The 26,685-nt window shown below is 36.2% G+C and carries 31 protein-coding genes and 1 riboswitch; of the genes, 8 read left to right on the forward strand and 23 right to left on the reverse strand.

Translation table 11 applies throughout. From position 1 onward, the window contains the following. Nucleotides 1-402: 402 nt before the first annotated feature. Nucleotides 403-1,407, forward strand: a complete 1,005-nt coding sequence (locus tag ACFSW4_RS02065) for a potassium channel family protein (protein ID WP_377327164.1) — start codon at nucleotides 403-405, stop codon at nucleotides 1,405-1,407. On the opposite strand, the gene ACFSW4_RS02070 is transcribed toward ACFSW4_RS02065, so the two are convergent. From ACFSW4_RS02070 to yugI, 5 genes are all read right to left on the reverse strand, one after another. Beyond that, nucleotides 1,396-1,803: a YugN family protein gene (locus ACFSW4_RS02070; protein ID WP_054753512.1), complete on the reverse strand. Its 408-nt coding sequence runs from the start codon at nucleotides 1,801-1,803 to the stop codon at nucleotides 1,396-1,398. The two genes, ACFSW4_RS02065 and ACFSW4_RS02070, sit on opposite strands and share 12 nt — an antisense overlap. A 68-nt stretch (nucleotides 1,804-1,871) precedes the next feature. Then, entirely contained in the window at nucleotides 1,872-2,174 is a 303-nt protein-coding gene (locus ACFSW4_RS02075; protein ID WP_279401617.1) for a hypothetical protein, read from the reverse strand. Between the two features lie 110 nt (nucleotides 2,175-2,284). Continuing rightward, a complete protein-coding gene (locus ACFSW4_RS02080) occupies nucleotides 2,285-3,262 on the reverse strand; it encodes an AraC family transcriptional regulator (RefSeq protein ID WP_369404918.1) in 978 nt (325 codons plus the stop codon). Between the two features lie 34 nt (nucleotides 3,263-3,296). Further along, nucleotides 3,297-4,460 carry an iron-containing alcohol dehydrogenase gene (locus tag ACFSW4_RS02085; protein ID WP_377327166.1) on the reverse strand — a complete coding sequence of 388 codons (1,164 nt, stop codon included), beginning with the start codon at nucleotides 4,458-4,460 and terminating at the stop codon, nucleotides 3,297-3,299. A 142-nt stretch (nucleotides 4,461-4,602) separates the two neighbouring features. Next, entirely contained in the window at nucleotides 4,603-4,986 is a 384-nt protein-coding gene (yugI, locus tag ACFSW4_RS02090; RefSeq protein WP_054753516.1) for a S1 domain-containing post-transcriptional regulator GSP13, read from the reverse strand. A 279-nt stretch (nucleotides 4,987-5,265) separates the two neighbouring features. On the opposite strand from yugI, the gene ACFSW4_RS02095 reads away from it, so the two are divergent. Continuing rightward, nucleotides 5,266-6,432, forward strand: a complete 1,167-nt coding sequence (locus tag ACFSW4_RS02095; protein WP_377327168.1) for a MalY/PatB family protein — start codon at nucleotides 5,266-5,268, stop codon at nucleotides 6,430-6,432. Nucleotides 6,433-6,546: 114 nt separating this feature from the next. On the opposite strand, the gene ACFSW4_RS02100 is transcribed toward ACFSW4_RS02095, so the two are convergent. The 6 genes from ACFSW4_RS02100 to ribD form a co-directional block, all read right to left on the reverse strand. Then, nucleotides 6,547-7,125 carry a superoxide dismutase family protein gene (locus ACFSW4_RS02100; protein ID WP_279401618.1) on the reverse strand — a complete coding sequence of 193 codons (579 nt, stop codon included), beginning with the start codon at nucleotides 7,123-7,125 and terminating at the stop codon, nucleotides 6,547-6,549. Between the two features lie 274 nt (nucleotides 7,126-7,399). Then, the gene (locus ACFSW4_RS02105) at nucleotides 7,400-7,585 is read right to left on the reverse strand and encodes a hypothetical protein (RefSeq protein WP_377327170.1); all 186 of its coding nucleotides are present in this window, start codon (nucleotides 7,583-7,585) and stop codon (nucleotides 7,400-7,402) included. Nucleotides 7,586-7,674: 89 nt separating this feature from the next. After that, nucleotides 7,675-8,136: a 6,7-dimethyl-8-ribityllumazine synthase gene (gene ribH / locus ACFSW4_RS02110; protein WP_377327172.1), complete on the reverse strand. Its 462-nt coding sequence runs from the start codon at nucleotides 8,134-8,136 to the stop codon at nucleotides 7,675-7,677. A 16-nt stretch (nucleotides 8,137-8,152) separates the two neighbouring features. Next, nucleotides 8,153-9,340: a bifunctional 3,4-dihydroxy-2-butanone-4-phosphate synthase/GTP cyclohydrolase II gene (locus ACFSW4_RS02115; protein ID WP_377327174.1), complete on the reverse strand. Its 1,188-nt coding sequence runs from the start codon at nucleotides 9,338-9,340 to the stop codon at nucleotides 8,153-8,155. 26 nt (nucleotides 9,341-9,366) lie between these two features. After that, nucleotides 9,367-10,017, reverse strand: coding sequence for a riboflavin synthase (gene ribE, locus ACFSW4_RS02120; protein ID WP_054753521.1), 651 nt, complete (start codon nucleotides 10,015-10,017; stop codon nucleotides 9,367-9,369). Next, nucleotides 10,017-11,120 carry a bifunctional diaminohydroxyphosphoribosylaminopyrimidine deaminase/5-amino-6-(5-phosphoribosylamino)uracil reductase RibD gene (ribD, locus tag ACFSW4_RS02125; protein ID WP_054753523.1) on the reverse strand — a complete coding sequence of 368 codons (1,104 nt, stop codon included), beginning with the start codon at nucleotides 11,118-11,120 and terminating at the stop codon, nucleotides 10,017-10,019. Before ribD ends, ribE begins: the two co-directional genes overlap by 1 nt. 36 nt (nucleotides 11,121-11,156) lie before the next feature. Further along, a riboswitch (FMN riboswitch) is annotated at nucleotides 11,157-11,295 on the reverse strand. 582 nt (nucleotides 11,296-11,877) lie between these two features. On the opposite strand from ribD, the gene ACFSW4_RS02130 reads away from it, so the two are divergent. The 5 genes from ACFSW4_RS02130 to ACFSW4_RS02150 are packed head-to-tail and all read left to right on the forward strand — an operon-like array spanning nucleotide 11,878 to nucleotide 13,679. Then, a complete protein-coding gene (locus tag ACFSW4_RS02130; protein WP_377327176.1) occupies nucleotides 11,878-12,072 on the forward strand; it encodes a hypothetical protein in 195 nt (64 codons plus the stop codon). A 17-nt stretch (nucleotides 12,073-12,089) separates the two neighbouring features. Continuing rightward, nucleotides 12,090-12,239 carry a response regulator transcription factor gene (locus ACFSW4_RS02135; protein WP_369404924.1) on the forward strand — a complete coding sequence of 50 codons (150 nt, stop codon included), beginning with the start codon at nucleotides 12,090-12,092 and terminating at the stop codon, nucleotides 12,237-12,239. A gap of 21 nt (nucleotides 12,240-12,260) precedes the next feature. Further along, nucleotides 12,261-12,959, forward strand: a complete 699-nt coding sequence (locus ACFSW4_RS02140; protein ID WP_377327178.1) for an EAL domain-containing protein — start codon at nucleotides 12,261-12,263, stop codon at nucleotides 12,957-12,959. 11 nt (nucleotides 12,960-12,970) lie between these two features. After that, a complete protein-coding gene (locus tag ACFSW4_RS02145) occupies nucleotides 12,971-13,510 on the forward strand; it encodes a PilZ domain-containing protein (RefSeq protein ID WP_054753530.1) in 540 nt (179 codons plus the stop codon). Nucleotides 13,511-13,529: 19 nt separating this feature from the next. Then, on the forward strand, nucleotides 13,530-13,679 hold the full coding sequence (locus ACFSW4_RS02150; protein WP_377327180.1) for a hypothetical protein: 150 nt from the start codon (nucleotides 13,530-13,532) through the stop codon (nucleotides 13,677-13,679). 20 nt (nucleotides 13,680-13,699) lie between these two features. On the opposite strand, the gene ACFSW4_RS02155 is transcribed toward ACFSW4_RS02150, so the two are convergent. Beyond that, nucleotides 13,700-14,350 carry an HD-GYP domain-containing protein gene (locus ACFSW4_RS02155; RefSeq protein ID WP_377327182.1) on the reverse strand — a complete coding sequence of 217 codons (651 nt, stop codon included), beginning with the start codon at nucleotides 14,348-14,350 and terminating at the stop codon, nucleotides 13,700-13,702. Between the two features lie 159 nt (nucleotides 14,351-14,509). Between ACFSW4_RS02155 and ACFSW4_RS02160 the strand changes: the two genes are divergently transcribed. Next, nucleotides 14,510-14,680: a hypothetical protein gene (locus tag ACFSW4_RS02160; protein ID WP_279401621.1), complete on the forward strand. Its 171-nt coding sequence runs from the start codon at nucleotides 14,510-14,512 to the stop codon at nucleotides 14,678-14,680. 20 nt (nucleotides 14,681-14,700) lie between these two features. On the opposite strand, the gene ACFSW4_RS02165 is transcribed toward ACFSW4_RS02160, so the two are convergent. From ACFSW4_RS02165 to ACFSW4_RS02215, 11 genes are all read right to left on the reverse strand, one after another. Then, a complete protein-coding gene (locus ACFSW4_RS02165; protein ID WP_377327184.1) occupies nucleotides 14,701-15,450 on the reverse strand; it encodes a Panacea domain-containing protein in 750 nt (249 codons plus the stop codon). 3 nt (nucleotides 15,451-15,453) lie between these two features. Further along, on the reverse strand, nucleotides 15,454-16,161 hold the full coding sequence (locus tag ACFSW4_RS02170; protein WP_377327186.1) for a hypothetical protein: 708 nt from the start codon (nucleotides 16,159-16,161) through the stop codon (nucleotides 15,454-15,456). Between the two features lie 207 nt (nucleotides 16,162-16,368). Then, entirely contained in the window at nucleotides 16,369-17,112 is a 744-nt protein-coding gene (locus tag ACFSW4_RS02175) for a M23 family metallopeptidase (protein ID WP_279401623.1), read from the reverse strand. Between the two features lie 2 nt (nucleotides 17,113-17,114). After that, a complete protein-coding gene (locus ACFSW4_RS02180) occupies nucleotides 17,115-17,540 on the reverse strand; it encodes a phage holin family protein (protein ID WP_054753536.1) in 426 nt (141 codons plus the stop codon). A gap of 125 nt (nucleotides 17,541-17,665) precedes the next feature. Beyond that, entirely contained in the window at nucleotides 17,666-18,223 is a 558-nt protein-coding gene (locus ACFSW4_RS02185) for a hypothetical protein (RefSeq protein ID WP_054753538.1), read from the reverse strand. 67 nt (nucleotides 18,224-18,290) lie between these two features. Beyond that, the gene (locus ACFSW4_RS02190; RefSeq protein WP_279401624.1) at nucleotides 18,291-18,437 is read right to left on the reverse strand and encodes a hypothetical protein; all 147 of its coding nucleotides are present in this window, start codon (nucleotides 18,435-18,437) and stop codon (nucleotides 18,291-18,293) included. 114 nt (nucleotides 18,438-18,551) lie between these two features. Continuing rightward, on the reverse strand, nucleotides 18,552-18,770 hold the full coding sequence (locus ACFSW4_RS02195; protein WP_054753540.1) for a hypothetical protein: 219 nt from the start codon (nucleotides 18,768-18,770) through the stop codon (nucleotides 18,552-18,554). A gap of 17 nt (nucleotides 18,771-18,787) precedes the next feature. Next, nucleotides 18,788-19,147 (reverse strand): hypothetical protein, encoded by a 360-nt coding sequence (locus ACFSW4_RS02200; RefSeq protein WP_377327189.1) that lies wholly within the window; start codon nucleotides 19,145-19,147, stop codon nucleotides 18,788-18,790. Nucleotides 19,148-19,163: 16 nt separating this feature from the next. After that, a complete protein-coding gene (locus ACFSW4_RS02205) occupies nucleotides 19,164-21,758 on the reverse strand; it encodes a phage tail spike protein (protein WP_377327191.1) in 2,595 nt (864 codons plus the stop codon). Between the two features lie 11 nt (nucleotides 21,759-21,769). Further along, a complete protein-coding gene (locus ACFSW4_RS02210; protein WP_054753552.1) occupies nucleotides 21,770-23,209 on the reverse strand; it encodes a distal tail protein Dit in 1,440 nt (479 codons plus the stop codon). 15 nt (nucleotides 23,210-23,224) lie between these two features. Next, nucleotides 23,225-26,683, reverse strand: coding sequence for a phage tail tape measure protein (locus ACFSW4_RS02215; RefSeq protein WP_054753554.1), 3,459 nt, complete (start codon nucleotides 26,681-26,683; stop codon nucleotides 23,225-23,227). Nucleotides 26,684-26,685: the final 2 nt, after the last annotated feature.

Raw genomic sequence — 26,685 nt, forward strand, 5'->3', positions numbered from 1 at the left:
GATCTGTCCGTTTTTTCGTGCTAACTGTTCGCTTGCCGAGGCGATCTGTTCGCATTATCGGGCCAACTGTTCGTGTGCTGAGGAGATCTGTCCGTATTTTCGCGCCAACTGTTCGCGTGTCAGGAAAATCTGTCCGCATTATCGGGCCAACTGTTCGCGTGCTGGGGAGATCTGTCCGTTTTTTCGTGCTAACTGTTCGCTTGCCGAGGCGATCTGTTCGCATTATCGGGCCAACTGTTCGTGTGCTGAGGAGATCTGTCCGTATTTTCGCGCTAACTGTTCGCGTGCCGAGGAGATCTGTCCGTATTTGCAGCTAATTTGTTCATATAATGTACTTGTCCCCTCGTTTAAAACACCCAAGCTATGGACAAAATGAATATAGCGTCTAGAGGGGGATCACATATGCTATATCGATTGAAGCGATGGTATTTTAAAGTTCCTCAATTTGCAAGACTATTAGGGACCATATTTATAACAATGACTCTATTCGGATACATCGTTCATATGCTTGAACCGAATGAATTTAAAACTGTTTTCGACGGAATCTGGTGGGCATTTATTACAGGTTCGACAGTTGGTTATGGAGATTACGTTCCCCAGACGACAGTAGGGCGTTTAATGGGGATTTTATTACTGCTGCTAGGCGGAGGTGTGATCACATTTTATATGGTGACATTTTCAAGAAGTACGATTTCAAGAGAAAAATCATATGAACAAGGGCGAGTTGCCTTTAAAGGACAAGATCACTATATTATTGTCGGGTGGAATGAGCGCTCACGTAGACTTATACAACTTCTGAATGAACAGTATGGGGATCAAACTTCGATTGTACTTATAGATGAATCTATCAGAAAAGACCCCATCAATGTAGCCTACGTTCACTTTATTAGACATGACCCAAGTTTAGATAATACGTGGCAAAAGGCGAATATTGAGCACGCAAAAAAAATTATAATTACAGCAGATCAGTCAAAATATGAGCGTGATGCGGATACATACTCCATTTTAATCACAATCACGGCTCGAGGCATTAATAGCCAAGTGCCGATATTGGTTGAAATTCTAACGAGTGCTCAAAAAGCAAATGCCATCCGTGCCGGTGCATCTGAAGCCATCTGCACCAATGAATCGACGAGTACGTTATTCTTCCATGAATTAACTAGCCACCAGCAAATTCAAACGTTTGAATATGTGATGGCCTTATTATCAGACCAGGAATTTATCGTCCATAACGTCGCCGAACAATGGAAGGGTCACACGATTATTGAATTAACCTATAAAATGAAGAAGGAAGGCCTTCTTTTGCTCGGTCTTATTCGTGAAGAAAGCATTATGATGAACCCGGAACCACAAGAAGAACTGGTTGAAGGAGATCGCATTATTTTCTCTGAAAAATTAGTGCAATAGCGCTCTTTCTACCTTTTGCAAAACCTCTTCAGCTTCTTGAACATATTTGGCATCGACATCGGCATCCGGCTCTTCTGGCGCTGCGAATTGGTTAGTCATAGCGGAACGGTTGCCGCTCATACCTTCTTGATCAATACCTGATTCGAACCGGTGAGCTAACACGAATGGCTTGCCGATTCGAACCTTCGCATCACGTTCATCTAAATAGCCAATCTCCGTAGATATTGGAATACGCAGAAAAACGTATTGCTCAGTGTCTTTATCTAATTGATAGTCAAAATAAGCATGATCATAATCCCAGTTACCGCCAATCACAAAATCTAATCGCTTGAGTATATTTTCTAAATCATATAAGTCATACATTTGGTTATCTAAACCAGACTCTAATTGTTTCACGTTTATCACCTCACCCCTAGTATGTACGGTGAAAAAATAAACATGTATTTAAGAATTTGCCAAAGTATTTAAGATGCTTTATGGCGATAAATCATCACACCATTTGATACTAACGTTACTAAAACCAACACAGTACCGACTCTCACCAAGGTCCCTGATGTATCCATCAATGCAGCCCAATCTTCAATCCTGACTAAATGATTTTGATATACAATCTGAAATAGTAATGCAATCGCACAAGCACTAATACTTAGAAAAGTTAAAAGAGCCCAGCTTGAATTCTCGCGCTGTTTATAATACACCAGTGCAATAATTGGAATAAACCATGCCACCACACCCAAAATTAAACTAGCGATGTTAAAATAACCCATCACTTGCCCACCTTTTATTAAAATTTTGACCAACTTTATATTAACATAAAATTCCAATACCATAAGTTAAAAACACGTAAATTCAGAGAACCTACGTGTTTTTTACAATCTTAGTTTTTATCTTTTATCGGAATCCACACTTCACAGCGGTAATCGTTGCTATAAGCATCGCCATCAGGATAAGCTTCAATTTCAGGTCCTTCAGCATGTTCATAGCCTGTAGATGGAAACCATTCTGAAAAGATTCGATGTGTAACATTCTGTATCGCATCTGGCATCGCACCAACGGATTCGAATACTGCCCAAGTGGCAGAGGGAATCTCTTTTTCAACTAAACCATTCATCGGTTCTTGTTCAGGTTTTTCTATCGCAATCACATACGAAAATTCCTCTAATTCAGGCGCAAATTCCATACAAATTCCTAATACACCAAGATCCCCGGCTCGCTTCTCTAGTTTTTCAACCGTGCCGTTTTCATGTGATTCTTCCCAAAATTGAGGAATCTTTTTTAAATTCTCATCACCTTTGGTTGAGGCACGAATCTCTTTACCAACAACTTTAAATCCTTCTTTTTTCACGATTTTGTAATTCATATCTTCATCCCCTTTTAATTGAATGTGAAAGGAAAGTTTTGGATAGGCTTTTAAACTTCTACCTTCTTTACGTGCTTGAGAAGGACTCATACCGTGCACACCTCGAAAAGCTCTTGAAAAGGATTCTGGCGTATCGTACCCAAACTTCAATGCCAAATCAATAATTTTATTATCACTCAAAACAAGCTCTTGAGCAGCTCGAGTCAACCTTCTTTTACGGATATATTCCGCAACGGTAATTCCGGTTAACATATGAAAAAGTCTTTGATAATGAAACTTTGATAAATAAGCAACTGCTGCAACGTCATCAATGCTTATGTGATCAATAAGATGATCTTCAATGTATTCAATGCTATCTGTCATTCGTTTAAGGCCTTCCAAGACATAACTCCCTTTCCAACTCCAATAATACTGGGTAATTAGCTTTTTATCCTGACATTCCGTGCGCTCTTTTGTCAGTTTGACTAAATCTATTTTAACATTAAAAAAACGCATGGTTTTCTCAACCATGCGTTTAGTTTATATTTTTTTATAACGACATTGTTAGGATCTGTTTAACATCGTCATGATGTAAATTATTAAAGTTACCGAATGGTCCGTTTTTCATTGCGCGGTCAACCATTGTATCAATCTTTGATTCATCAATATCATAATCAGCTAAACGAGATGGTGCACCTAGAGCTGTCCAGAATTCGCTCAGACGATCAATTCCTTCAAGAGCCACTTGTTTATCTGATTTACCTGATGGATCAACACCGAATACTCTTACTGCTAACTGTTTGAAACGGGATGGATCTACATCAACATTGTGTCTCATCCAGTTAGGGAAAATAATCGCAAGCCCTCCTGCATGCGGAATATCATAAACCGCTGATACAGCGTGTTCGATATTATGAGATGCCCAGTCACCACGAGTACCCATTTGAAGCATTCCGTTAAGCGCGACTGTTCCTGCATACATAATCGTCTCGCGATATTCATATGAATCTAAGTTATTAATTAGCTTTGGTGCTGTTTCAATAACTGACTTAAGCACACCTTCACACATACGATCTTGAACAGGCGCATTGGTTGAACGATAGAAATATTGTTCAAAAATATGGCTCATCATATCGACGATACCGTAGATGGTCTGATCTTTCGGCACTGAATACGTATGAACTGGATCAAGAATCGAGAATTTAGGATAAGAGAATGGTGATCCCCATCCGTACTTCTCACTTGTTTCCCAGTTTGTAATAACGGCACCAGCATTCATTTCAGAACCTGTTGCAGCGAGGGTTAAAACGGTTCCTAGTGGCAGTGCATCTTGAGGAGTTACTTTTTTCGTAACTAAATCCCAAGCATCTCCGTCATATTTAGCCGCACTTGCGATGGTTTTTGTGGCATCGATTACACTTCCACCACCAACTGCTAGTAAGAAATCAATATTGTTTTCTTTACAGAAGTCAGCACCTTTATTAACAGTTGATAGTCGCGGATTTGGCTCCACCCCGCCAAATTCGAATACTTCATAGTCATTGTCTTTTAGCTTTTTGTCTACATTAGCAAAAATTCCATTTCGTTTAATGCTTCCACCGCCGTAAACGATTAACACACGTTTAACACCGTCTGGAATTAGATTAGGTAAATTCTCTAGTTGGCCTCGACCGAATACTAATTTTGTTGGATTGTGAAAAGTGAAATTTTCCATGTCGAATGCTCCTTTCTACATCTAACTAATTGTTATTATGAAGAAAAAATTTATTTTAATCAAAAAAAGTGTCTCGAGGGATTCCTCTGAGACACTTCTTAATTTGAAAAACTAAGACTAAAACAAGTCTAATTTTTCTTAATTATCCACGATAAGTTTGTTCACGATCTTTAGACTGCTCAATCCATTCTTCTAGTTTATCTTTAAGAACGTTAAAGCCAGTCCCTTCATCGTTTTGCTTCTGAACAGCTTTTTTCTTAGGTTGGTTTTGAGTTTTTGGTTTGTCTTCAGTAGCGCGAATAGATAGAGAATATTTTCCACTATCTTCGTCTACGTTTAGAACTTTAACTTTTACTTCATCCCCAACGGAAAGATGTTCATTAACATCTTTAACATATCCGTGTGTAACTTCTGAAATATGAACAAGGCCTTGGACATTTTCGTCAATCGCAACAAAGGCACCATATGGTTGGATCCCTGTTACTTTGCCTTCAAGCACTTGTCCTTCTTCGATGATTTTTGACATATTATACAACTCCCGACGCTATTTCTTTTGCACAATTTTATATTTTATCACAATCTCTACTCACTTTCAATGTGTGGGGCGTGTGATCATTTACTTATATTTTCTACAATTTTTTTATAAATCATGTTTATAATTTTTTAAAACGGTTATAAATAGTAATGTAATACTTTCTCGTATTCCCCCTTTGGCAAAGTGTTGGATAAGCACTTTGCTCTTTTTTTTGCACTTTTTTCGCATTCATCTTAAGAATTCGATAAACTTAATAGAGAGGTGAATGTTATGACATTTAATTTTGATAAAATCATTAATCGAGAAAACACGAGATCAGCTAAACTTGAATATCGTGAGGCCTTATTTGGGCGTAACGATGTACTACCGCTTTGGGTTGCCGATATGGATTTTCAATCGGTTCCAGAGCTCGAGACTGCTTTAGTAGAGCGGGCTAGACATAATTTATACGGCTACACCACTTTTGACGATGAAATTTTAAACACAATTAAAAGGTGGCTGTCTAAACGACATCAATTTGAAATCAATACGGACTTATTAACCTTTAGTCCTGGGGTTATACCTTCATTACACGCACTGGTTCAGGTATTTACAGAAGAAAACGATCAGATTGTTATTCAACCACCTGTTTACCCACCATTCTTTTCGGTTGTTAAAGCTCATAACCGTGAATTAGTGGAAAACCCGCTTATTAATAACAACGGACATTATGAAATGGATTTTGAGCATTTAGAAGAAACATTAAAAAATGGTGCAAAGGCTTTTATTTTATGTAGTCCTCATAATCCAGTTGGGCGTGTTTGGAGCCGAGATGAGCTTCAGAAGCTAGCCGATTTATGTGTGAAATACGGCGTGTACTTATTTTCTGATGAAATTCATGCAGATATTGTGTTTGATGGCTACGAGCATATTCCTGTTGCTTCGTTAAATGACAAAATTAACGAATTAACGTTTACACTAATGGCGCCTTCTAAAACGTTTAATATTGCAGGCCTTCAGGCTTCATATGTTATTTCGCCTAATGAGGATTTGAAGAAGAAAGTAAATGAACAGTTGATGAGGCAAGGTTTTTCAATGCTTAATACGTTTGCATTTACGGCTTTAGAAACGGTTTATAAGCATGGAGAAGACTGGTTAAATGCTTTAATTCAAAAATTAGAAGACAACAAAAAGTTAATTGATGAAAAACTTGAACAGTCGTCAGCTAAGATTAAATCGGTCGACACTGAAGGTACTTATCTCGTGTGGTTAGACTTTACAAAAACGGGTCTTGAACACGATGAAATCAAGCGCAAGCTAAGTGATGAAGCTAAAGTTGGTTTAAACGATGGTAAATCCTTCGGTGATCAAGGTGAGAAGTTTATGAGAATTAATATTGCTTCTCCAAGCCAAATTATCGAAGAAGGAATCGACCGAATTATTAAAGCGTTTGAATAGATAGCCTTAGCAGAAAAAATAAAGAAATGCCCTCCCTTTCCACAGGAGTTTCAGGCATTTCTTTTTTTCATTTTAACAACTGCTCATCTACACTTCTTATAATGTAGTTCTCTATTATTTCTCTTCTTCTTTCTTTTCTACTTGATCGCCTGGGTTTTGTCCTTCTGAACGTTTTTGACCTTTGATAATTTCAGCACAGGCAACGCGGTCTCCAGAATCACCAGCAGGCTGGCTGACTCCATCATCCTGACCGGAGTGTATCACTAATGCTTTTCCATCATCTTTAAAAATCGAGCCTTTCCCATCTTGAAGTGTTGCATCTTTAATGACATATTCATAAGTTGCCGTCCCATCTGGCTTTACTTCAAGGTTAGTCATATCCCCTATATGATGACCTTCTGGATGCATCAGACCGTGTTTCTTTTCACCTTGATTACTCCAGTGGTTACCCGCAGACTCGAATGTCGGCGCTTCACATTTTGGGAATTCGTGAAGGTGTATACCATGAAAACCAGGCTCAAGGCCTTCTAAGTTAACCGTCAGTTTAACGCCTCCGGGATCCGTTTGAAACTTCGCCTTACCGATTATATCTAAATCTTGGTTTTTGATATCCGCTTCATAAATCGATTCAGCGTCTGCTTGGCAGGCAGATAATATCAAAAAACAGCCGATTCCTAAAAATAGTTTTCGCATCTATCTCACCTCATTATTCAGTTTGTAGAAAAATGAGGAATCTTAAACATGCAAAAGTCATTTTCAGAGATTTTCGTACAAAAGTCTCCAGATCGCGTAGCTATTTTAATTTCGTATGATACGTTTATAAATTTTAAACCCCCGTTCATAAGTTTTGAATCCACGTTCAAAAACTCGGAAAACCCGTTTATAAAATTAAAACTTACGTTCATAACGAGCCGAAAGACGTTCAAAAGCACCTGAGGGTCTATAAAACAACCTAGATGAACGGGAGTCACCTAGGTTGCTGAGATTCGCGCTTGGCTTCAGGGTACTTTGATTCAAACTTCTCCTGCTCGCGCTTAGCTTTTTTTATAATCATTCGCATAAATAAAACGGCCACTGTCATAAACAATAATAGTGAGATGAGGGCCGGAATATATTCGGTTTTATCTTGTGGAAAATAAAGAAATTCCATCATAGCTACATCACCTATTTCTTTGAGCTAAACTCATTATAACAGATAGGCCAAACGCATAGACAATTAGATTGTTTCATCTTTATGAAAATTTAAAGCTCTTTTACTAAATTAGCCATTTCAATCGCGCCGACTGCTGCGTCGTATCCTTTGTTGCCTGCTTTGGTGCCAGCTCGTTCAATTGCTTGCTCAATTGTATTGGTCGTGATGACGCCAAAAATAACGGGTACACCCGTTTCTAAACTAGCATGTGAAACACCTTTTGCCGCTTCACTACATACATAATCAAAGTGAGGCGTTGAACCTTTAATGACCGCTCCAAGTGTAATGACAGCATCATAGTCACCAGATGCTGCTAATTTTTTCGCAGCAAGCGGAATCTCAAATGCGCCAGGAACCCACGTTAACGTGATTTCATCCTCTTTGACACCATGGCGCTTAAGGCCGCCAATCGCACCATCGACTAACTTTTCAGTAATAAAATCGTTAAAACGTCCTGCTACAATCGCAATTTTCAATCCTGATCCGACTAAATTTCCTTCAATTGTTTTCATATTATTCCCCTCCGTTTTAGAATAAGTGTCCTAATTTATCGCGCTTCGTATCTAAGTATTTTTGGTTATCTTTATTGGGTGCCATTTTAAGTGGTACACGGTCAACCAATTCTAAATCGTATCCGTGAAGACCTTTAATCTTACGCGGATTATTGGTTAACAGGCGCATTTTCCTGACACCTAAATCTTCTAAAATTTGCGCTCCAATACCGTAATCTCGTAAGTCAGCTGGAAAGCCTAATTTTTCATTGGCTTCAACCGTATCATAGCCTTCTTCTTGAAGTTTATAAGCTTTTAATTTATTTAAAAGTCCTATGCCCCGGCCTTCCTGGCGCATATAAAGAAGAACTCCTTTGCCTTCTTCTTCGATTTGTTTTAAAGCTGACTCTAATTGAGGGCCGCAGTCACAACGGTGTGACCCGAAAACATCCCCAGTTAAACATTCACTATGAACTCTAACTAATGTTGGTTCCGTTGGTGTGATATCGCCTTTAACTAAAGCAATATGTTCACGACCGTCAATTTGGTTCGTGTAGGCAATCGTACGAAAATCTCCGTAAGAAGTCGGTAAACTGATTTCAACTTCACGATGAACGAGTTTTTCATGCATTCGGCGATACTTGATTAGATCTTCAATCGTAACTAGTTTAAGCCCATGCTCGTCAGCTAGCTTACGAAGTTCTGGAACTCTCGCCATCGTACCGTCTTCATTCATGATTTCACAAATCGCTCCAGCTGGCTTAGACCCTGCTAAAGTTGCTAAATCAACAGCTGCTTCAGTGTGACCTGCACGACGTAGCACGCCACCTTTTTTCGCGATTAACGGAAAAATATGACCTGGTCGTTTAAACTCTGTTGGTACGACATCGTCTTCCGCTAAACGTGTAATCGTTCTTGAACGTTCATCGGCACTAATTCCAGTTGTCGTATCAACGTGGTCAATACTTACGGTAAAAGCCGTTCCATGACTATCCGTGTTAACGTCAGCCATTAAATTAAGCTGCAGCTGCTCGGCTTTCTCTTGAGTGATCGGCGCGCACAGCAATCCGCGTCCTTCACTCACCATAAAGTTTACCACTTCTGGCGTCGTATGTTCGGCTAATGCCACGAAGTCTCCTTCGTTTTCTCGGTTTTCATCATCAACGACAATGACGACCTTCCCCTGTTTTAAATCGTCAATTGCTTCTTGTATTGAATCAAACATATTTGCCCCTCCTATAACTCTCTCTATTATTGTCCCATAAAACCAGCACGGCGTATTTGTTCAACGGATATGCCTTCTGATTCACTTTCACTTGGTTTTACTAATTGATGTACATATTTGAGTAACATATCGCACTCGATATTCACTTCATCACCTTCATGCTTCGATGTTAAAATCGTTGCTTCTTGAGTATGAGGAATAAGTGAAATCGTAAACTGATTACTCTCTACGCCAAATACGGTAAGCGACGTCCCGTCAACACTGACAGAACCTTTTAACATAAAGTACTTAGCTAGTTCATCTGGCACTTCAATGTAAAAATACTCGGCGTTATCTTTACTCTCACGTTTAACAATTTTTCCGACCCCATCGACGTGACCTGATACGAAATGCCCTCCAAAGCGGCCATTTGCTGGCATCGCCCGTTCAAGATTCACTTTTGAACCTTCTTGTAAGCTTTTTAATGCTGTATGATGGAAGGTCTCTGGCATGATATCTGTGTCAAAAGTTGTATCTGTGTAGTTAGTTACCGTTAAGCAAACACCGTTAACTGAAATGCTGTCGCCTAACTGAACATCTTGGGTGATTTTTTCAACTTCAATTGTAAGTTGTAGCGACTCAGCACCTTGTGTCATTTGTTTAATGGTGCCTACTTCTTCAACAATACCTGTAAACATTATGAATCCTCCTCTTCGTGAGGCTTTGCGATTATTTTAAGATCTTGACCAATTGTTTCAACGGAGTCGAATTCGATTTGGATCGAATCTTTAACTTCATCGAAACCTAATTGATTATAAAAAGATTTACTCATGGCTCCCCCGATTAATTTCGGCGCCATGTAGACATGTATTTCATTGAATAATTGATTTTGGATAAAAGCTGAATGAATCGTTGAACCACCTTCAACATAAAGGCTCATGAGCTTCTCCTCAGCCATTTGACCCAAAAGCAACTCTAAATCGATTTGGTCAGAGTTCTGCCTCCAAACCTGAACATGACTAATTTCATTCAATGCTTTTTCTTTATTAGTATTTGCTTCTTTTCCGCAAACTACTATGGTATTTGAATCATCATTTGTTAAAAGCTTTGCTTCTAATGGAATAGATAAATGTGTATCGAGGACGATACGTGTAGGGTTCATACCTCCGCGGGGCAAACGGGTGGTTAATAGAGGATCATCTCGTAACACCGTCTCACTACCGACTAAAATGGCGTCATGTCTGTGACGATTATGATGAACGTCTAATCTTGATTGATCACTTGTAATCCATTTACTATCACCACTATTAGCTGTCATTTTTCCATCTAGGGAAACAGCTGTTTTAAGCGTGATATATGGACGTTTTGTTTTCATAAAATGAAAAAACATTTTGTTTATATCTTGAGCTTCTTGTTCTAAAATCCCAGCTTCAACATCAATGTCCTCACTACGAATCCACTCAACCCCGCCACCAGCAACTTTCGGGTTCGGGTCAAGCGTTGCAACGTAGACCTTTTTAATCCCAGCGTCTATAATCGCTTTAGCGCACGGAGGCGTTTTGCCATAATGTGCGCAAGGCTCTAACGTCACGTAAATCTCCGCATCTTTAGCGAGTTCACCGGCTTGCTTGAGGGCAAACACTTCGGCATGTGGTTCACCAGACTTCATATGTGTACCTGTACCCACTACCTTGCCGTCTTTAACAACGACCGCACCAACTGACGGATTCGGCCGCGTTTGACCTATGGTAAGTCTCGCGAGTTCTAAGGCATGATGCATGAAAAAATACTTATCTCTCAATCGTTAACCCCCTTTTTCTTATACACGGTTAACGATCCGATCCTTCTCCCATCCAGACTTTCACTGTCGGTTCTAGTTTTTCACTAGATCAGCCGCAAAAAGCGGGTCGCGGACTTAGAATGGTTCTCCATTCATCACCACCGGTCGGGATTTTCACCCAGCCCCGAAGAATCAGTATTCAGATTTATTAATACTGAACACGATTAAACCCTAGTCATTTCAAGGCTTCTGATAATCACCTTGACACTGTTTCAGACTATCTAAGACCAAATATTGTTCAATTTGGTCAACAGTTCGTCAACAGTTGACTACTGTAAAATATTATACATCAAGTATTTATATAACGCTATTATTTGAGTTTGCTATTTACAAAGTCATATTTTTTTCATTGACTTTTTTAAATATTATTATAACTTTAGTTGTAGCTAACTCTTGTATCCTGTATGGACGAATAAATAAATTATAGGATAGCAACTAAATTCCCTTTAAAATTTAGAGATAATTAATTTATCTAACCAGGATACAAGGGTTGGCCAAAATTTAAGAAGTAAAAACGCCAATTGATAAAGATATTTATAGATTCAAGCACCTTGGTTAAATTAGCCAAGTTTTTTTATGCGTTTTTACCTATAAAAATACCTTAAATGGGTGGAAAAATAACCTATTTGGGTTATTAAAAATCTTTATCATATAGTGTAAGTTGTATTTATTGCATTTATCTATTCCTACAAACACATATTTCGGAGGTGCTTTTTTTTTGGAGTTATTAACCACAGTTAAATTTGAACAAGATGAAATTCACGATATTATAGATGCCATCAATATAGCTCTCACCCAAGAAGATCAAAATATTACGCCCACACAGAAGAGTAGATATCAACAGCTGCTGAAAGGATTTATAAACTTATCTAGTGAATGGAAAAGTGAATTAAGTAGTAAAAAAAAACGTTAACACAAAGAGAATATGAAATTTTTAATTTACTTCTCTCTGGACTCTCAACGAAAGAAATTGCTGATAAAACCTATTCATCAAAGAATACAATTAATACACACATCAAGAGTATTTATAAGAAGCTAAACGTCCATAGCAAAGTCGAACTAATTTTGTATTACGGTTAAATTCAGAAGGTGTGTTTCAATATGAAGGAAGAAATTCGTGAAAAAGATATTTATCATTTGTATCAACCTATTTATGATCTTAATAAGTTTGAAGTGATTGGATATGAAGCACTACTAAGAACTACTCAAAGTGATAACCCTGAACAAGTATTTAAAGAAGCAAAAAAAGAAGGTTACTTATACTGGTTAGATACGGTATCTATCCAGAAAGCTATACATAAATTTATAAGAACCAAAGAATATAGACAAGATCATTACCTTTTTTTAAATGTGTACCCATCAACCCTTATTAACCCAAACTTTTTAGAATTTATAGATGAATTTTCAAATCTTAACCTTAACATAACATTAGAAATTAATGAGTCTGAGGCTGTTGAAGATATAAAAGAATTAGTTTTACAAAGTGATTATCTAAAAAACCGAAACATTCTTCTTGCCATTGACGATGTAGGAAAGGGCAGTTCAGAGCTAGTAAAAATTATAGAATTACATCCAGAAATTATTAAAATTGATGCTAACATAACCCAAGCTTTTAATCATTCAAAAGAGAAAACATTATTGATTAAGTTACTAATCAAGTACTGTAAAGAGCTACAAATCAGGCTAATCTTAGAAGGAATTGAAGAAATCGATACTCTATTTTCTATACGTGATAACGGAGCAGTTTATGGACAAGGTTACTTATTAGGGAGACCTTCTAATTTAACTTTACTAAATTAAAGGAGAAAATTATGAAATACGTTATTTTCTATGAATTAATTATTATAATTGCTTCTCTGTTATTCATAATGAAATTATTAAAAAAGAATAAGATAAGGTTGAAACAAATAAATTTACTTCAGCATGAATTAAAATCTAATACCAATAAGCCAGTTACTAATTCAGTCATCAACAATCGGAGAGGTGATTATAGAGTTAATGTTCATCACGAGCCAATCGAATTAACGTTCTTACACAGTCAGCATCAAAATTTAAACAAATTAGCCGGAAAGAAAATGCATGGTTACATTAAAGATATAAGTATAAGTGGGATTAAGATAGTAAGTGAGTATAACCTACCTATAAGTTCCAACATTCTTGTTGAATCATATTTTTCTATAAATGGAGAAGAGTTCAATATTAGAGCACTATTATTGCGTAAAGAAGAGCATATAAAAGAATCACTTATAACGTATGGTTTGCATTTTGAGGATTTGAATTATGAAATTGAGAAAAGACTTGCCGTTTGTTTGCATAAACTAGAAGCTAGTAGGCGCAACAGTATAAGTTAATGACGAAAGGTGATCAAAAGTGGACTTGCAACAAAAATATGATAAACATGCTTTAATCACTCAGATATTAGAAGTAGCTTGCCAGCTTAAATATGATAGCCAGTATTCCAAAGATAAAGCTGTTGAAGATTTAGAAAAAATTGTGAAAGTAATTGAAGAGGAAAAATAACCCCTAGTTTGGGGTTGTTTTTATAGTATATCTGTTGGATTATCTAATTTCTTAAATATATTCTCCATGAACGTTGAATCAAAACTATCATACCAGGAGTCAGGTAATTCAATTTCTATTAGTAACGAGATAAAATCTTGAACTAAATTACCATCAAATTCTTTCCAGGAGCATCTTTCCAACTCATCAAATGCCTCTCTATAAGACATTTTTGTTAATTTATAATCTCTCATGTCATAGGTCATGGCATCAAAAGAGTCACATACCCTTATAATCCTACCTTGGATAGAAATTTCCTCACCCATTAACCTGCGTGGATACCCAGTACCATCCCAATTCTCATGATGATCTCTTATAAATTCAGCTGCTCGCGTCTTTCCAAGTTCTTTTCTCACAATCAAATTACCAACATGACTATGACTTTGAAGAATTGTCCATTCTAGTCCAGTTAATTTATCTTTCTTAAATAACACTTCTTTGCTGATGCCTATTTTACCAATGTCGTGTAGTAATGAAGCAATATGTAAATCTTCATCGTAGACGCCAACTTTTTTTGCTAGCATCGAAGATAGATACATCACTCTTAATGAATGATGTTTAAATCGTTGTAACACCTCGTTATCTTGTGCAATTTCATTAAACAATGAATCTGGGGTTCTTTTCTTAGACACTAATTTCACCTCTACCACTTTATATCTCAACTTACATATTATTTATTTCGACAAAAAGTGATAGGATTTTAATGACTTGTTTATAATTTGAAAACTCAATTAAATTTTAACACTAATCTTCTTTTAATCTCGATTCTAGAGTTAGGAGGTGATATTTTAATGGATTACATTTTTGAAGGTCATTTAGTGACTCAAGAAACATGGGAGTATTATTGGTATTATGAGGATTGGGATTTGTATATAGACAATTCCAAACCAAAACGGAGTTATGTTAATGAAACTAATGAATTATGCAGGAGTTTAACAAACGAAATTGCAGATATATTTTAAGGAGAGTCATATGACTCTCCTTATTTCACAATATCATGATAACTTATAATTAAATCATCAGTTATTTCTCTATTAAACCCTTCTCTGTACACCCGTTGCCACGGGCCACCTACTTTATGAGTTTTTCTAACAAGATTAAACGGTTTTTCTTGTCCATATTCACTTAATACACTTAAAATACATTCAGTAGCCACCAACCCATGCTCAGATAAGGACAATTTAATAAATGACGGAGTGGCCACAACTTCATTTGGTTTAATAATAAATGATTCATCTTCTTGGTAATCAATCACTGAAGAACCATGAACAGTAAACTTATTAAATACGCTTTCCACCACAGGTCCATATTTATAAGATACAATTGGTTCTTCAAATAACTTTTCACCAGTTTTCTTTAAAAATTCAGCATAACAATAATATAAAATTTTTTGGAGTTTTAAATGTGACATTGGTACTACAGACAAAATAAATTTTGAAATATCATATGCAGTTAATTCTCTATCGCTTGTTACCAGGTCTAAAAACTCTTCCTTGTTTTGCGTAAATATAACATCTTCAAAAAATTTATCTTTTTCAAAAACAGAATCTAAGGAAGTTGAATCAGTAGATAATTTATGAATCCCAAATTGCATATCTCCACATTTTTTCTTTATTTTATGAAGAAGTTCATTTATTTCCTGTTTATCCAATTTTACATCTGAAGAATAGTGCCAGCCTATTCTACGCCCGCGTCTATAGTGACTCATAATTAACATAAAATGAAAAGCCAAATGTCACACCTCCTTAAATGCATCTTTATGTATACTAGCAGATTTTATGTATTCTTGCTTGTGTTTTTCGTGTGAATCATAATTAGTTTGAAAATCTTCTGGTAACCATATTTGCAACTCCCAGGGGTAAAACTTATTGTTATTACCATAAAAATATATATGTGTAGCTTTATATTCCCCTTTTGAAGAGTCTATATACTTTATTTTATAAAACTTTTTAATTATCCTGCACATTTTTTTAAATTCTTCACATTCATGATCAAAACCTTCTAAAGAAATCCTAAATCCTAATAAATCATTCAAACATTTATTTAATGGTATTTTTCCATTTTCTCTCTTCCCATTATTATAATGACCTAATTTATATATAATAGATTCCGGTTGTTTTACTCTCAGCCTAAAGTCTAAATCATTATAAATATAATCTAGATCAAGTTCTACAGTTAAAAATTCAAGCTCATTTAAATATTGACGTAGATTATATAAATAACCAGGTATTATTGAGTATGCGTCCTCATCTCCTACATTTTTTAATATATCATTAACTTTCGTTCTTTTTAGATTTATATCACTACCTGTTAAAGATTCATTAGAAAAATCGCTATGTATACTGGATATCTCCAAAATAATTTCACACAATTTATATATATCATATTTTATGACGCTGGTGTCTTTAGGAATTATGTCTTCGACCATTTTTAATTGTATCATTTTACCACCATATTAATATTCATTACATTTTATAATACAAAAGAATTAGTAAACCTTCAAACATAACTGTTTACAATATATAATTTGTATCGGCATAATTAATGAATTTTTAAGTAAAAAGCCCCTCAATCTGAGGGGCTTTTGAGACGGGACAATGTTTGTGATCAGTCCACGATATTAGCATTTACTGCCGTGAGTCATTTATACCTAGAAGTTACCCTTGTTTAATCTTCTTTGAAGTTCTTTAACCACTAGGCTTGGATCGCTGATTACACCATCAATTGGTGTACCTAAATATTTCTGAAGTTCGCTAACCGTTTCAGGTCCTAAGTAGCCATCAACGGTAGCACCAATTTTACGTTGCAAGGTTCTAATCACCAAACTTCCGCCTTGGCTAAACGTAATACCACTGACAATCATTTTAGTTACATCATTTTTTAATTGATCACTAATGATACCATCTTCTACAGTACCTAAGGCTTTTTGAAGAGCTCTCGTTGTTTTAGTGCCCCACTTACCATCAACTTTTAAATTAGGTGAATATAAGTTTTTACCTAAATATTTCTCTGGATCCACTGCATGAGTTTTATTAATGTTCCAGTTTCCTTTATGCAATTCAAAGTGTAAATGTTGGCCAAATGAATGACCGGTATTACCCATGACACCAATAACTTGTCCTTGCTTAACTTTGTCACCTACAGAAACTTTACGTGAACCATCACGCATATGAGCATAAACAGATTCCCATGTATCACCATTAATTTTGTGTTCGATCATAACACACTGACCGTAAGAATCTGATTCGTAAGAACGAGTTACTTTTCCATTAGCTACCGCCTTAATTTCGTGGTAACCGGGTTGCGCGAAATCAGTACCATGATGGTCTGGTCTGGAATTTGACCTAAACTCACTCGTTACTCTTTTGACGGTTGGATAAATAAATGTTGCCATGATTATCGACGCTCCTTATCTGAGAATTCCTCGCGCATTTCCTGGGTTACACTTTTGTTATCTTCATTAATGCTATTCAATTTGTCAGCTAATCCTGGTGGTAATAAGACACCTACTGCTGCTAAGTTTTCTATAATACTTAAACCTTCATTCGCAATATAAAAAAGCACAGTCGCATACGTGACTGCACCATTCAAACCTAATATTTGATCAACCACATTGGCCAAAATAATTACAACTAAAATGAGTAATTTTCTAGCGTAGCCAAATAGTGACTTTCTAGACCACAAGTTATCATTTTTCAGAGCTTTAAAAATACCTGTGATAATATCCAGTGCCATTAATAATAGTAACAAGTGTAGAAATTTCACTTCTCCAAACAAATAAAAATGTGCTGCTTCTAAATAAGACAAATTAACACTTCCCATCTTTGTTTCATCTCCTTAATAATCATAAGTTTGACCTCCCTTTAATTTTGGTCATTAAAAAAGAGAGGTTAGTCACCTCTCGTAATACCAACAATAAACCCGTTATTGGCTTAAAAATAAAATATTTAATTATTTATTGTCCTACTTACTTTGCCAACCCAATTTATTACTTCTTGTAAATCAACTTCAGTGTTCCAAAAAGTGAGATATCCCGCAGTAAGTTGTCGGAATTTATCTGTCTCTTCTATTCCTGAAATTCCACCAGATTCAGAATCAGAAACAATTAAATCTACATAATTTTTACTAACAGATGTTGTAGCCCAATCATCCATTCGCTCTTCAAAATGTTCATAATCATTTCTAATCTTCCTTAACATTTCTGGTGGTTCAATTAGTTCTGGATTTCTATCATGAATTATTTTTGCTCTTTCCTTTGATCTTTCTTTATCCTTCGGTCTAGAGCTTGTAGCATCCTTGTCTAATATTCTTACTATTACCATTGCTTGATTAATTACAGAAGTTGCATAATGGATTACCATTGAGGGCGTACTATTTTTCAAAGCGTGTTGCAATTGTACTACGCATTCATTCATCCATTCTTTGCGGATTTGTATTTCTTGTTCATATAAACGCATGATTCTATCTAGTTCATTAGGGTTGTTCGGAAAATATTTATTGTCCATATAACCACCCCTCCATTTTTATTTCTATTGTATATTAAGAGGTGTCTTTCTTCATAGTGTCTAATTACTATCTTGACTTAGGTTTATGTTCATTAATCACTTTCCAAACATAATTAGTATAAGTCTTCAATTCTCTTGCAATGTCAACTTGCCTCATCCCAAATTCATGCATCCTTAAAATCTTTTCCTTCTTAGTCATCTTCTCATACAACACATCAATGACCTCCTTAAATTAATTTATATAAATTATATACAACTAAATAATTTTTCGTAAGTAATTGAAGTGTTGTGTTTAATAGTTGTGATTGTATATTGGGGGCAACATAAATTAAGCGGTTAATTCTTCAATCAGTTTATCTTTAACTAGTTTTTGTAGCTCTTCTACACCTGCATTCGCCTCATACTCTTCATTTGAAACAGGTACATAACCATTAATGTTGATTTGATTATTTGAATCGACACCCCTAAAGTGGATATGAATTTTTGACTCGTTTCTTGTGTTAACAAATTGTACATTGTTTATTTTCACATCAAGGTTTTTAATCATAAATATCACATCCTTCCCTATCCCTTTAAAATTTTATGTGCTTTACTTAAAACACTTGGTGCTACTTTTATCCCTTCTAATTCATCTAAAGATATTAACTGTAATTGAACTTCCACATGTTGATTTAAAAGTTCATCAATGTCTTGTTTAAATTGGTCTAATTTATTTTCTTTTATTTTGACCTTTCCATTGTCTAATTCACTTTCCTTATACTTCTCAACAATTTTGGACCGCAATTTTTGGGCTGTTTCGAATTCCTCACCGACATGCCTTAAGTTTTTTTGCAATTTAAAAGCTACCTTTACTGGTAGTTCCTTTTCTCCCAATAAAGATAGCCCATCATGCAATAGAAATATGTCGTTTACAGTTACTTTCAATTTAGTTACCTCCTACTTAAGATGCTTCTTCTAAAAGCTTCACGCGCTCTTTTAAAGTTTGATTTTCAAACTCTAATTCTTCTAATCGACTATCGTATTCGTCAAATTTAACTTTCATCACAACATGATGTAGCGCACTTATTCGGTCGTAGTGTATACCTTCTGGTTCAGCCCATTCATACACTTCACCATTCGGTTCAAAATAAGGATTTCCATTTTCATCATAGTCTTTGAATTTAACAAGCCTAGGCTCAATAGGAGCTAAATCATCCGCAATATAACCATAATAACCGTATTGATCTGGATCCGCATTTGCCTTCGACTGATACCAAACAGGTTGTGCTTTCTCAAAAAAATTAAAAGCGTATTCTTCTTTTAAAGGCTCAATATTCTTCTTGTACTTTCTTGCAGATGTTGAACGAATCAAATGATAGGCCCCACTAATATACGCGTTAGGACTAGATGAAGTGGTGTAACTACTCAAACCAGGTAATCGTAATGAAACGTTATTGTCTGAGCCAATGTTAGCCCTCATATCAACTACTCTATTACTACTTCCGCCACCAACGGCATTAAAGCTAATCCAACCATTGTTCATCTCATTAGCAAATGTAACATCGTTAGAAGATGAATTAGGATAACCAAAATAACCACTACGACCATTCGTTTTTCCTGCTTTGTAAAATTCTATATAAAAGTGGTCTCTTCCATCTAATTGCAAACCTGGACCATTACTTTGCATGATGTGATTACCATAAGAATAGATTTCATCTGAATCAATGTTGATTCTTCCACCGCGATTTCTAATATTGAAAAAGTAACCACTGTGATAATTTACAAATCCTAAAAACGCCTCACCTAAGCCTTCGTGAAATGTCCCTAAAATAAACTCTTCTGATGTGTTTGGCTCAAAATAAATACTAGATGGATTCGCACCTTGGAAAGTATATTCATCCGTTACAATGGCTAGGCGATCATTGTTATTGCTATCTCTAACAATCAATCCTTCATTATTCAAGTGGATGCTGGTATGTCCACTACCTGCGTTTTGAACAATCTCAGAACCTTCTATATAAACACCGTAGATTTCACCAGCGTTAATAGTACCAATATTGGATGATATTGCACTCAATGCATCTGCGACAATTTGACTTGCCACTACAACACCAGTGTAAACGCCATTTTCATCAATATACGTACCCTGTCCATTCCAAGTACCAGCACTCGCAATCTGATCATCTGTTAATTGACCTGATAACCAGTCAACGTTTAATGTTCCATCACTATTAAAAACGCTAGCTCGATTCCAAACATCTTGGTTCATTTCAACCGTATTTTTGATAGGATTGTAATTATCATAAGCGTATTGTTCTGCGTTTGATTGAGCTTCTTGAGCCTGTGTAAAAGCGTATGATGTACTGTCTGTATAAATAGAATCATCTTTACTATCAATCTGTGTTTTTTCATACGTGTAATCCGCTAGTTCATCTTGACCAATTTTAAATGCAATTTGCTTCTGTAACCCTCGCCAAATTGACATAACTTCTTCTTGAGTAAATTCAATATAATCACCTAGGACAATTTTAGTTCTAGCATTTTCTTTTATACTTCCTTCAGATGTATGAACTCTAGCTTCTAGATATAAAGCAGGGGTAAATTTTTCATCTTTAACTCGAACGGTATCTCCAATGAATACTTGTTGTCCTAATTTGTTAGATAGTGTAGCGATGTCAGTATTATATTCGATTGTGGCATTCACTCGTTTTTCTAACTCGTTTTCAGTTAAAGTATCCAACCGTTCTTGAGTCATATTTTGATCAGACGATTGAGGATGATAGACCGCATATAAATGTTGCAAGTTTCCGTTTCCGTCTGGTACACCCCAACGTTTTAAAGCATCTTGATCTTCTATGAGTGTCGTTTTGACATTGCCATCTATATCAGGTGGACTAACGCCCAGTAGTGCCGTTACGACATTAGTTGATTTACTTTTTCGTTCAATGCCTAATAGGTTTTGGCCAAACGTTACTTCAAAGCCTCTCCACCTTCCAATACGTTCAATCATGTCTACATATCTAACAACCTTGCCATTTTCAATGGCGATTCGAAATTGTAATTCGAGATTAAATTCACTGGCAATTCTTTTTAAAAAGCTGTATGGATTAGTATGCTCTTCTATTTTGAATGACCGTAAGGTTGTATGAGCTATTTCCCCAACATTCCAACCTGTATCTTTTAATGTTTCAGTAACATGAAAGGTAGCTGTTTCAGCCGTTGTTTCTTGAGGATTGATAATTTTTGCCTTTTTTAATCGTAAATAACTAGCAGATGACCATACGTGGATATCATGACTACCATTTTGATTAAGTCTTTCGATATGCTCGTCAATAATAAATTCCGCATAGCCAACCTTTTTATCTGGAATCACAATACGGTTTTGATCTTGTATATGTTTTGAAAAATCCTTATTAGAAAAAGTAGTAAATTCAAAGGTGTCACTATTGGTATTTAAATCTATTCGTCGGTTATCACGCCAATAATTTCTCTCAGTAATAAAAGACAAAATGCTGCCTGTTTGCTTATCAGCTAAATGAATGAGTGATGGCAACATAGCTCACCTCCTTACTTATAAGCTGGACGATAGCGAAGCGTGCCTTGAAGGGCATTTTCTGGTAATAAAGCTAAGGTGTTTTCTCCTGGTTTTAAACTGAATGGTGTGGCCCCAAAATCTTTAAGATCGTTTCGTAATTCACCGTTAATTCGAATTTCTGGATCATATGGTTGCTTGTCTCGGTGATCAAACGTAATCATATCACCTGGTTGTGCAATATACGGAATACCTTGGACATCATTTAATTTATAACAACGCATCAATAACACTTTCATGTCTTCCTCGTTCGAATCAAAGAATTTTTGAAAGGATAATTGAATCTGTGAAACTTCTTGCGTAGACTGGTTTGATTCAATGGTTCGTCTCCACTCATTATCAACAATTTGTCCAGCTCCACTTCTTAGTAACTGAAGAATTAGTGTCCATGTATTACCTTCTCGAATCACTTTCATTCTGCCGTACATATCTTCTAGTGTTTTAGGTAACGTGAGGTATTCCGTAACCTCTCCACCATTTAGTTCTAATTGAACACCAAAATGATCTTGGCCAATCCATTTATCCTCTATAAAAGCTCTAAACACTATAGAGTTATTTGCATCTAAGCCATACATTTCAATTCTCCCGTTAGAACCACCTTTTGATTCAGCATAAAACCTAAAACCCATGTCAGCTTTAAAATCTTGAACTGCTTCAGAAAGACTGTGCTTCATAGCTGGACCATGCCACTCCTGTTCATCTGGATTAGGTTCAGCAAATATTGGGAAAAATCCTGTTTCATCATAATCCATTGAACCATTGATATAGCCTTCTGAAATAACGTTTGTTTCCACCCATCCAGTCATCGATTCCATATGATGATGAAATATTATTTCTTCTTCATTAACAGGAGTTTGCTTTACATCTATTGGTTGACCGATTAGCATAAATTCTTCTCCATTACTAACCATTGCAAATGTAATCGGTGAAAGGACTTCTAATTCAAAAATTGGTTTAGTTACTGCATTACCTTTAACATTTATCACGGTTCCCGTTGTTCCTACTAAAGGGATTTCTTGTTCAGGACCATAACCATATGGATCTAAACAAAGAAATTGAATGGTACCCGTTCTAAGATCTGCGAATTTATCAAAATCCTCTAATGTATTTTGAACAAGTGCAAAATACGTTCTATCAGGCTCATCATCAAACTGTAAAGGAACAGGTTCATCAGTAATAAGCCATTCTGCCAATTCATCTTTTAAATTTAGATCATGTGCTTCATCATTAAATTTAAATCCGATTGGTTGTCTAATTGTTAGAGGACGAACTTCTGAAGAATTTAAATGAGCTCCATCCATCCCAGGTACCGTTAATAAATGTCTATACACAGGGGCAAATGGAGCTTTCACTCTTCCATGAAGCATATGCAACCACGGTTTTCGGATATTGTTAAATGTGAAAGATTCAGTCAATACATAACCTCCTTTCTACCTGAAAGCTTCTATGATTCTATTATTTCGTTCTTGTTGCTCTGAAATATAAGGTTCAATTAATCTACCCACAGCTTCACTGTCCAATTCAATTGTTGTATTTTTCATAAGCAATTGAGTTAATAGCGCAATCATCTGTTTGGTGTCTTGAACCTGCTCACTTAATTTGTCAACCATCACTTTCATTAGGTGATTCCCTTCATTTGATGAACTAGATGAATCGCTTTGTCTACTAGATAAGGCAAGTAGTTTCATAAACTCACTTGGAGGGCGAACACCTTCCGCATAAGCTGGGATTGCGTTTGCAGCTAACTGCTTTGATTCATCATGTGGAAAAACTTGAGTACCTCTTGGGAGATCATAGATTCCAAGTGGCAGTGCTGCCCACCTATTTTTATAACGCGCTAATTCCCAACCTTCTTCACCCACAAGGGCTGTACCACCTGGGTGAAAATTAGTCCCATCAGCATAAGAAAGTCCATAAGCTGATGTTAATGCTGAAGCTTGGCTCCTTGTATAATCAGCTATACTCACATTAACTTTTCGATTAATGGGTTCGGATAACGCTGCATTAATATCTCTAACAGATGGTGATACATTCGCATTGATGGTTTTATCCACTCGTTCTCCGAGTTCTTTATTGTAATCACCAGCGACAGATACTAAATTTTCAATATTTCCTTTAGCATCTTTTAATCCTCTGATTTCCTCATCTATTTTGTTAACAGACTCCTGAAAAAGTTCTGTTTTACGTTCAGCTGGAGTGGCTTGTTCATATAACTTGTTTCGTTCTTCCTCTAATTTTGTTATACGTTCCTCAACTAAGCCAATGGAATCTTTATCTTGAATAGCCTGTCTAGCTTTTTCTTTAGAAATGCCAGCCGACGTTAAATAATGTTCCTGTAAGCGACTCGTTACAATATTAAGTTGTTTGATTTCTTCTTCTGTTTTTACTATCTGCTGTTCTTTGCTATTAATTTGTTGTTGTAACTCCAATGACTGTTCTTTTAGTCCTTGTCTTCCACCTTCAATTAATCTAAGTAAATCTTGAGCTTGTTTACGTTTTTTATTCATTTCTTTACGTTGACCAGCTAATAATTCACTTCGCATACCGTGTGTCTGGTTTTGTTGAATGATCTCTTTTGTTTCCTCTTTTAGGTCTTTCAGTTCCTCCTCGGTATACTGATTTAGTAGCTTATCAACCTCTGCTTGTTTTTCTTTAGATGCATTTAAACTATCTTGTTGCTTGGTAAGTTCTTGAGCTAATATGCTTTGGTTTTCTAAAACCTCATAATATTCGCCTTCTAATTCTAATGTGGCCATCTTAAGCATTTCATCATTATATTTTCGTAGCTCACTAGTTGTACCTGCTATTTTGCCACCTTGATCAGTTATTTTTTCTGTTGCACCTGGTAATTGGTCTACTAAATCATTATTTAAACTAACCATGGTGTCGAGTTGTTTGTTTGATAATCCAGACTCTTTTTTTAGACCCGCCATTTCTTTTTCAATATCTTCAATAACCTTAGGATCGGAAGCATCTTTTAACTCAGCATGTAAATCTACATATCTCGCAAATTCATCTTTTGTTAATTCCGATTGATTTCTCAACTTTTCAAATTGGCCAATCATCTGATCTGTTGTTTCATATTGATTCATAAATGAATCAGCAGTTTCAAATGAAATGTCATTCAGCTCTTTCGTAGTACTTGTCAGTTTATTAATAGCTCCGCCTACCAGTGTGAGACCACCAATTGCCACACCAGCTATGCCAGCTGGACCCAACATACCTAACCTTGAAATTAAGCCAACACCATTAGATTTTCCTAATACTTGAGTAACTTGACTTAAACCACTTGTAAGGGTACTAACAGTCTTAAATGTACTACCTAACATGAAATTAACAGGTCCTAATGCAGCTAAAAATCCTGCAGTAGATAAAATCGTTTTCTGTGTTGATGTATCTAAACTATCGAACCATTCAGCTAAATCTGTAACTCCTTCTGTTACTTCTGGTAAAACATCCTCGCTAAAATCTAGTAGAATTTCACCAACAGGTAATAGGCTTGTTTCAAACTCTCGTAAAATTCGTCTTTTGCGTTGACCAAATGTTTCTTCAACATTACCGGCCATACGATCCATGGAACCATCTACATTGTCTAATTCACCATCAATATCTTCTAGTGCTAAAATGGCATCTGCACCTAGGTCTTCCCATTTCGTACCAAATAAATCTACACCGACTTGGTTAGCGGTTGTATCATCTAAATCATTTAAATCTTTAACAATGGAGTCAAAAACATCAGAAGCTGTTGCTTCTCCATCTTCAAACGCTTCAAATAAATCTTGAGTATCATCTGATAACTGAGATAATGCATCTTTTGTCGTATCGGATCCATCCGCTAATCGAACACCAAATTCTTTAACAGCATCGTTTAAATAATCAAGATTATAAACACCTTCATCCATACCCTTTTCAAGAATTTGAAAGTATTCTTCAGCTGTAAAACCCATATCAGCAAATAAAGGAGCATATTCACTTAAGTTATCAAACATCTCATTTGAAAAGTTGAGACCATTTTGTGCACCACGCGCCATTAAGTCAAACGCAGCATCAGCCTCTAAACCAAACCCTTTTATAAGGTTGTTTCCAGCTCTTGTCACTTCATTAACATCTGATTCAAATGTTTCAGACAAAAGTAAGGCTTTACGTGTAATATCCTCTAACTCTTCATCATTTAAATCACGAATATTTTGCCTTGTTTGTAATATAGCGTGGTCTACTTCTTCAAGACTTTGTGCATACCCATCCTCATAAATGGATTGCGCAATATCCGTCATACGTTCAGTTTCTTCCGCTGTTAATCCAAGGGAATTTTGCATACGAACCGAAGCGTCTTCAAACTTACCTGCCGTCATTAAGGAAGCCGTTCCTGCCCCTAAAATAGGAACGGTCAAACCAGTTGTTGCCGTGGATCCTATGCTGGTTAATGAATCTCCGACTTTATCTAACTTCCCTGAAAACTGATCTAAATTTTGGCTAAGTTTCCCCCAAGTAGACTCTTGAAACGCCTGTTCTTTACGCATTTCTTCTAGTTCATCTGTTGTACGTTGGACGTAGCGCTCTAAGTTATTTAGTGCAGCTGCTTGATTATTGTAAGCACGTTCAGCCTTTTCTGCTTCTTTAGAACCTTGCCCGTGCTCATCAACCATCTTTTGATACTCTTTATAGGACTCTTCTGTTACCTTTTTCTGAACTTCTAACTTTTTATTGAGTCCTTGAAGACGTGTCTCATACTTTCCGATTGAACGATCTCCGCGATCAAATGCGCTCATATTTTTACGCATTTCTGAGTTAACGGTTTTTAGTCGGTCTTTTACACCCGTAAGACCTCTTTCCAAAGCTAAGTGATCTAATTCAAGCCCTATATTTAACCCTTCAATTCTTTCTGCCAATG

Source organism: Piscibacillus salipiscarius (assembly GCF_042685285.1).
Taxonomy (GTDB): domain Bacteria; phylum Bacillota; class Bacilli; order Bacillales; family Alkalibacillaceae; genus Piscibacillus; species Piscibacillus salipiscarius.